General features: G+C 61.6%; 8 protein-coding genes. All 8 read right to left on the bottom strand.

Annotated features, from left to right (window positions below):
• A partial coding sequence (locus R3C19_27240) for a hypothetical protein (GenBank protein ID MEZ6064057.1) occupies positions 1-1,128 on the bottom strand: 1,128 nt, incomplete at its 3' end.
• Positions 1,064-1,360 (bottom strand): hypothetical protein, encoded by a 297-nt coding sequence (locus R3C19_27245; GenBank protein MEZ6064058.1) that lies wholly within the window; start codon positions 1,358-1,360, stop codon positions 1,064-1,066. The genes R3C19_27240 and R3C19_27245, both read right to left, overlap by 65 nt.
• Positions 1,357-1,665 (bottom strand): helix-turn-helix domain-containing protein, encoded by a 309-nt coding sequence (locus R3C19_27250; protein MEZ6064059.1) that lies wholly within the window; start codon positions 1,663-1,665, stop codon positions 1,357-1,359. The genes R3C19_27245 and R3C19_27250 overlap by 4 nt, the downstream gene beginning before the upstream one ends.
• A 35-nt stretch (positions 1,666-1,700) precedes the next feature.
• Positions 1,701-3,185, bottom strand: coding sequence for a hypothetical protein (locus tag R3C19_27255; GenBank protein MEZ6064060.1), 1,485 nt, complete (start codon positions 3,183-3,185; stop codon positions 1,701-1,703).
• Positions 3,186-3,233: 48 nt separating this feature from the next.
• Complete coding sequence (locus R3C19_27260; GenBank protein ID MEZ6064061.1) at positions 3,234-3,386, bottom strand: hypothetical protein; 153 nt, start codon at positions 3,384-3,386, stop codon at positions 3,234-3,236.
• An 88-nt stretch (positions 3,387-3,474) separates the two neighbouring features.
• Positions 3,475-4,146 (bottom strand): hypothetical protein, encoded by a 672-nt coding sequence (locus tag R3C19_27265; GenBank protein ID MEZ6064062.1) that lies wholly within the window; start codon positions 4,144-4,146, stop codon positions 3,475-3,477.
• A gap of 59 nt (positions 4,147-4,205) precedes the next feature.
• Positions 4,206-4,826, bottom strand: coding sequence for a hypothetical protein (locus tag R3C19_27270; GenBank protein MEZ6064063.1), 621 nt, complete (start codon positions 4,824-4,826; stop codon positions 4,206-4,208).
• Positions 4,827-4,972: 146 nt separating this feature from the next.
• Positions 4,973-6,370, bottom strand: coding sequence for a hypothetical protein (locus R3C19_27275; GenBank protein MEZ6064064.1), 1,398 nt, complete (start codon positions 6,368-6,370; stop codon positions 4,973-4,975).
• Between the last annotated feature and the right edge of the window lie 14 nt (positions 6,371-6,384).

Below are 6,384 nucleotides of genomic sequence, written 5' to 3' on the forward strand. Positions count from 1 at the left end.
TTGACGCAGCCATTTGCGGACTGCCGTCTCACTGACATCGCAGGCTTCCGCGATCGCGCAGTTGCTGAAGCGGGTCGCCAGGGAGCGCAGATCGTCATCCGTCGGCCGAAAGAAGTTCGAGTCGGTTTTGATCTCGTACTGCATCGGTTGAGGATCGACGACCCAGCCGTGGCGATGCCGCTTCTGCACGGATTCCAGGAGTTCCCGCAAACCGGGAAGCAACGGGATCTGCTGCAGTCGGCCATTCTTCTGTGACGGCGGCACAACGATCGTGGCGTGCTGACCGCTGCGGGCCGGCCACACCGGATGAATGTGCCGTTCGTCGTCCCACGAGAAGTCCATGAGGTCGCCGATGCGAAACGCCGACTCCCACAGGACACGCAAGGCGAAGATCCATGACGGTGCGGATTCCTTTCCGACGACGTCAGGAACGGCTTCGAGCATCCGTTCGAACTCTTCGCCGGTGACCGGACGACCCTTCATGACGTCGTCCACGTCGAGCTTCTCGACGGCCGGGATACTGTCGATCCAGCCGCGTTTGGCACAGTGACGGACGAAGGCCATGACGGCACTCATCATGCTGTTGACCGTGTTCGGTGAACGAAAGTCATAGATACTTTCGTCACCGGCCAGCAGCCGGTCCTGCAGATACTCCAGCATCTCCAGCGTCATGACTTCGCGGACGGCCAGTCCTTCCGGCAAACCGCGATCCTGGCGATCGCCTTCGAAGATCCGTTCGGCGATGTTGATGCGGGACATCGCATCCGTGAGCGATCGTCCGCGCACCCGCATGCTCTTGTGACGCCGATAGCGGTCACAGCAATCCTGCCACGACTGCGGCGTGCCCTCATCCGACGATGCAGGCACTCTTGAATCCGCCGCGAGCGTGGATTCCAGCGTCGCCGTGATCGCGCCGCCGGAGGCGACGTACTGCCCGTTCAGTAACCGCTCGCGGCATTCCCGCAAAACACTGCGTGCTTCACGACGATCCCGCGTGCCGCAGTTGCGGCGAATGCGTTTGTGCTGAATGGGACAGTAGAACTTCAAAACATAACCGTTCTTGTCAGAGCGGCGCAAAGGACGGTTGGGATACAACTGCACGTTGCCGATTTCGGGTCGCCTCGGCATGAGGTTCTCCTTTCTGTTGCGTACATGGTTGTTTCCTTTCCGCGTTCCTTGAGAGATGCTCGATGAGATCCTGCCCCGTCACCCAACGCGAGTGACCGATGACTGTGTAAGGCAGGCCATCGTCCAGCATTCTATCCCAGAACTTCTGAGAAATCCCCAGCCGCTGCAGAACGGAATGCTTGCTGTAGGCTTCGTGGACGCTGATGACGCCGGCATTGCGATTGTCTTTCATGGTGACACCTTGTCTGAGTTTGTGAGGAAGCCGGGGTTCGTGAGGTGAAGTTCGGTTGCTGGTGGTTGTTCGGGGCAGCCTTGTTGGATCCAGTTCTGGAGTTCGGCGAGGTTCCAGCGGGTGAGGTGGTGGCCGAGTTTGATGGGGGCGGGCATGCGGCCGGTGTCGGTAAGGCGCTGGACGTGGCGGCTGGAACAGGACAGCAGCTCGGCGACTTCGGTGATTGCGATCAGACGAATGGACGCGTCGATGACGGACGGTTCGTCGACGGCGTTCGTTGGTTCGGGTGGTGGAGTGTCGGTCATGGTGAAAGTCCGGCGTGGGGACGATCGAAAGTGCTTCAGCCTGGCAGGCGGAAGGATTGCCGGCAGTCGGGGCAGACGGCTTTGTGGCCTCGGTCCGCGGCGGACCAGTCGGAATCGGAGTCGCAGTGCGGGCAGGAAACGGTCAGCGTGTCTGGATCATCCGGTTCTTCGTCGGGCAGCGATGAGCTGCGGGCGAAGTCCTGACTGAACGTGGCCAGCAGGAAGTTCTCGCCGGAGGTATCGAACCGCCGGCCTCCCTGAAACACGTAGGCCGACACCTGCCAGTTCCACTGCGGACCGCCGGTCGCCAGACGCGTGAATTCGATCGGATCAACGCGTTGCTTGAGCACTCGCTGGGCTCCGACGTTGTCGGTGTGGCTGGCCCATTCGCCGAGCTTCGACGACGTGCCCGTGCTGATGTTGGCTCCGTGCCAGACCCATTCCTTGCCGATCAGTTCCGACGCCCATGTGTTGGTGGTGGGCGACGTGTTCATCTGAAAGATCTTCGTGTTGAGATTTCCCGTCAGCGAATCGATGGCGACCTTCGCCTGATGCGGATGCTGCGACGACAGGGCGTGGTAATACGTGTCGAGGTTTTGCGTCAGGTACACCGTCGCACAGCGGAAGCCTCGGGCGACGGTGGCGAAGGCAGTGTCGGTTTTCAGCAGCGTGAGCTGAGCTTCATCCGCCCACAGGAACACGGGACGGCTGCTGTCGGTGATGCGGCGTTGCGTCACCGTCAGTTGAAACAGGTACTTCCAGATCGACGCCGCCAGCACTCCGACGGTTTGATATTCCAGCACGGGCAGATCGACGACGATGATCTTTCCGTTCAGACAATCCAGCGGCGATACATCGGTGCCGGTCGTGAACAGTTCCCGCAGCGAACCGGTCAGGAAATAATCGGCGAGCGACAGAAACGTGATGGCCACACTTTGCCGTGTGTCGTGCGGCAGGTTGGGCCACGTCACGCACCAGAACTCGGTCGCGTGATTCACGTCGTGCCGTTCCATGTCCGTCGCCGCGCGTTCCATCGCGAGACTGATGACGTCGCAGCAGTACGACGTCGAATGCCATGCCTTCGACGCTTCCAGAATCTCCCGCTGACGTTCGGTGAGCTGCTCCTGCTGTTCTTCGAGCGGTTCCCAGGCCTCGACCTGATCGGGATTCGTGGGAGCCGACAGGACAAGCTTCTGAAGGTCGCTCATCGAGACATAGTCATTCGCCAGCTTGAGCAGCGTGAAGCCGTTCCGCAGCAGCATTCGCACGGAGTTCGTCCAGAACGGATCGGACGACGACTTGCCGCCGTCCTTCTCCTGACTCTGCAGGATGGTCTCGACCAGCGACACCAGGTTGAACACCAGACCTCCGCCGCCGGCGTGCTGGCTTTGGTAATCGAGAAAGTTGAAGCACAGCTTGTTGTCCGTGCGGTCGCTGAAGACGATCAAATCGTGTTCGCGGCCGGCGTCGATGGCGTAGCGTTTCCACAGGTCGCAGTCGTCCGGTTTGGCGGTCAGCACCAGTCCGCCGAAGCGGGACGGATGCCGCAGAAACGAACGCGCGTGAGATCACCGCTGCCGCTCGTCTTGCCAAGAACCAGTGGCACCGAAGACGGCACAGCCCGCAAAGGCGTCACGCAGCGTCCAGGATTCGCAGGGCCGGCCGCCGTCTTCCGCCCAGTGCAGCAATGCTGCGTCGAGATCGACTGGCTGGTAAGTCATGTGAAATACTCCCGAAATTCAGTGAGATAAGATGCAGCGGTCCGCGGCGGACCGCTGTCGTTGTGAATGCGCCGCAACGCACGGATCGTCAGCGTGAGCGAGTCGACTGCACCTGGCGTTGTCGCTGCACCTGCTGTTGTTTCTGAGCTTGCACGGGAGCCGCTTTGGCGACGCGGCTGGCCACCGATGGTTTCGGTGCCTGAGCGGCTTTCGTCTGAGTGGCTTTCGCGACCGATCCGCGAGTCGCACTGATGCGTTGCGACGTGGGCGAAATCGAGTTGCGTGAGGCTCGCAGGCGTTCGAGGTTGATCTGATTCGGTGCGATGGGTTGTTTGGCGGTATGTGGTTTCGTGGTCGGCGGTTTGGTGGCCGGCTTCCTGGCGGCGACGCTCGGTTTGTGAGTGACTCCGGCCGACCGCAGTGTCTTCCCGGCGGCGACGGCCTGTCGCCTGTCACCGGCGGAGAGTTTGCCGGCGACTGACGGCTTCGGTGCCGCCTGCCGAACCGCGGGCCGTGACGGTTGAGCGACGGTTCGCTGCTGCGTCGCCGCCGGTTTTCGGATGGCATTGCCGACAGCGGCCATCGACTTTGCAGCGACCTTCTTCGTTGCGGCAGCCGCCTGTCTGACGGCCGGTTGCTTCACCGCGTTGCGGACGACCGAACCGGTCTTCACGGCCGCCTTCTTCGTGGCGGACACGGCTTGTTTCAGAACGGATTGCCGCGGTGCCTGCTGCGGCACCTGTTGTCGTTGTCGGGACATGATTGTGGCTTTGCAGAAAGAGGAAGGAGTGAATCAGAAGACGGCGTGCGGTTGGCGAGTCACAGTTCGTCTTCATCGTGTTCCGGAAGACCGAGGCGGTCGCGCATTTCGGCCAGCAGCTCAGCGGCCTTGCGACCGTGCGGCAGATCGGAAAACTCCGTGGCCGCCTGTTCGTAATACTGCAGTGCCAGATCGACGAGTTCCTTCTTCTCGTACCAGCGAGCCCGGTTCAGCGCTGCCTGAGCCTTCGCTTCCCGCTGTTCGTCCGTGTCGGCGGGTTTCGCGGCGGCTTCTTCGCTCCGCCGGTCCACAGGTTCGAACGTGATGCGTTCGACGGCTTCCTGATTCATGCCCCGCAGCCGGTCGCCGGGAGCGTCAATGCCGGGAGCCGCGGCGTACAGGTTGCCGCTGCCGTCCATGGCCATCCGCATTCGCAGCTCACTTTTTTGCATCCGGGCGTTGAAGATTCCCGACCGCGGCACGTTGCCCAGCACGCGAATCTTTCTCAGCACAATGCACCAGCCGTTGACGTGATCGCTGTCGTCGACGTGGAAGTGACCTTCGTACCATGCCGTCGCCACGCGGCGTCCTTCACCGTGGCCCAATGCCAGCACCGCCTGACACAGATTGCTGTCGGGGTCTTCCTGAACAAATCCATCGCCACTCCACCTCGTCGCCAACGCTATTCCGCAGCCTCCGTAAAACCGCTTGCGACGCTGCGTTTTGTCGCGAACATAGGATGCGAAGGCATCGCGTGACGTGTCGACAGTTCCGCGGCGGATTCACGGGCGTACCGTGGAGCTTCTCACCGCGACTGGTGGCGTGCTCAGTGGCGGACCGCAGTTCGCACGTCGTAGCGAGGACCGGTCGTAAAACTTTCCCGTGAGAATCGTCTGGTTGTTGCGATCCGGCTTGAGCGGCCACCCGAACGAAACTGCGGCTTGAATTCACCTTGCGGATCAGTCTGCTGGCCGACCGAGTCATAGATCACGAACCTCGCCGGAGTTTCGGCGTGAGCAATCAACAGCCGCAGATAGTTCGCTTCCGGCCGGACTTCGAGAACAGTGATCCGAATCGGCAGCGTCACGTCCGCCGTTGATCGTGCAGTCATGCTGCCCTCACGACCCTGTTGCAGCAGTCCCCAGCCGTTGGCCGGAGTGACGTCCCGGTTCGCTTGATCGCTCGACGAGGACTTCCGGTTGTCAGTGTTCGCCGTAGCGTCAGACGTTGCAGTGCCTGAACTGCCGCCTGCGTTGTTTGCTTTGTCTCGCTGCGTTGCCGGCTGGAGCGGTGACTGCTGAGCGGAACTTTCTGCTGCCGGCCGCGCGGGTTGAGTCGGTCGAGGTGCCGGAACGGAGACTCCCCGGTACACCAGATCGAACGTTTCGTCGTTGTTCGCATAGCCCGTGAGCCGTCCGTTTTCGCAGCGCAGGTACACATTGTCCTGCGTGGTCAGGTTCTGATTCAGGCACCACCGCGGGCCGTCGCGATCACTGATATCGACCAGGCCCGACTCCTTCTTTTGCAGCCTGATCGGATGGGCTTTTCCGGCGAAGATCAGGCCGGAAAACGGCACGCGGTACTTGGGCTCATCGAGCGATTGAAACCAGACAGTGAAGCGGCCCCCGAGATCCGCCGGTCCGACTTCCAGCCGCAGCGGATGACGATACCAGTCCTTGTATTGCGAATGTCCTTCATAGGTGCCGGCATGAAAGGTCGAATCGACGACGCGAATCCGTCCGTAGCCTTCGTTCGTATGCGTGGCATCCTCGAAGGGGCTGCCAGCGCCGCCACCGCCGGAGTCCGTTCGTGTCTGGTCGTCGGGACTCGTTCGGTTCGTCGTCGGCACGGGATATTCCGGGGGACGCGGCGTGGTGACGATGACAGTTCCCGGCCCGGGGTAGCCGCCAGACGACGGCCGTCGCCGACCGGAACCTCCCCACTGCAGAAACAGAAACACGGCAATTGCCAGTCCGATCATCAGCGGCTTCCGGGTAACGATTTCCTTCCACAGTTCGTTCGCCAGTTGCGGCGGAGCAGCCTGCTCGGCCGGTGCCGCCTTGCGTGTCCGCTTTGCTTTCGGTTTTGCCACCGGCAGTTCATCCGGCAGCTCATCCGGCCGTTCATCCGACGGCGCGTCCGGTTGGCGAACCACTTTGTTCGCAGGATTGCGTTTCCCGGCACCTTGTCGTTTCCCGCTCGGTTGTCGTTTTGCATCAGTCATGCTGGTTTCCTTTC

This window comes from Planctomycetaceae bacterium (assembly GCA_041398785.1).
Classification (GTDB): Bacteria; Planctomycetota; Planctomycetia; order Planctomycetales; family Planctomycetaceae; genus JAWKUA01.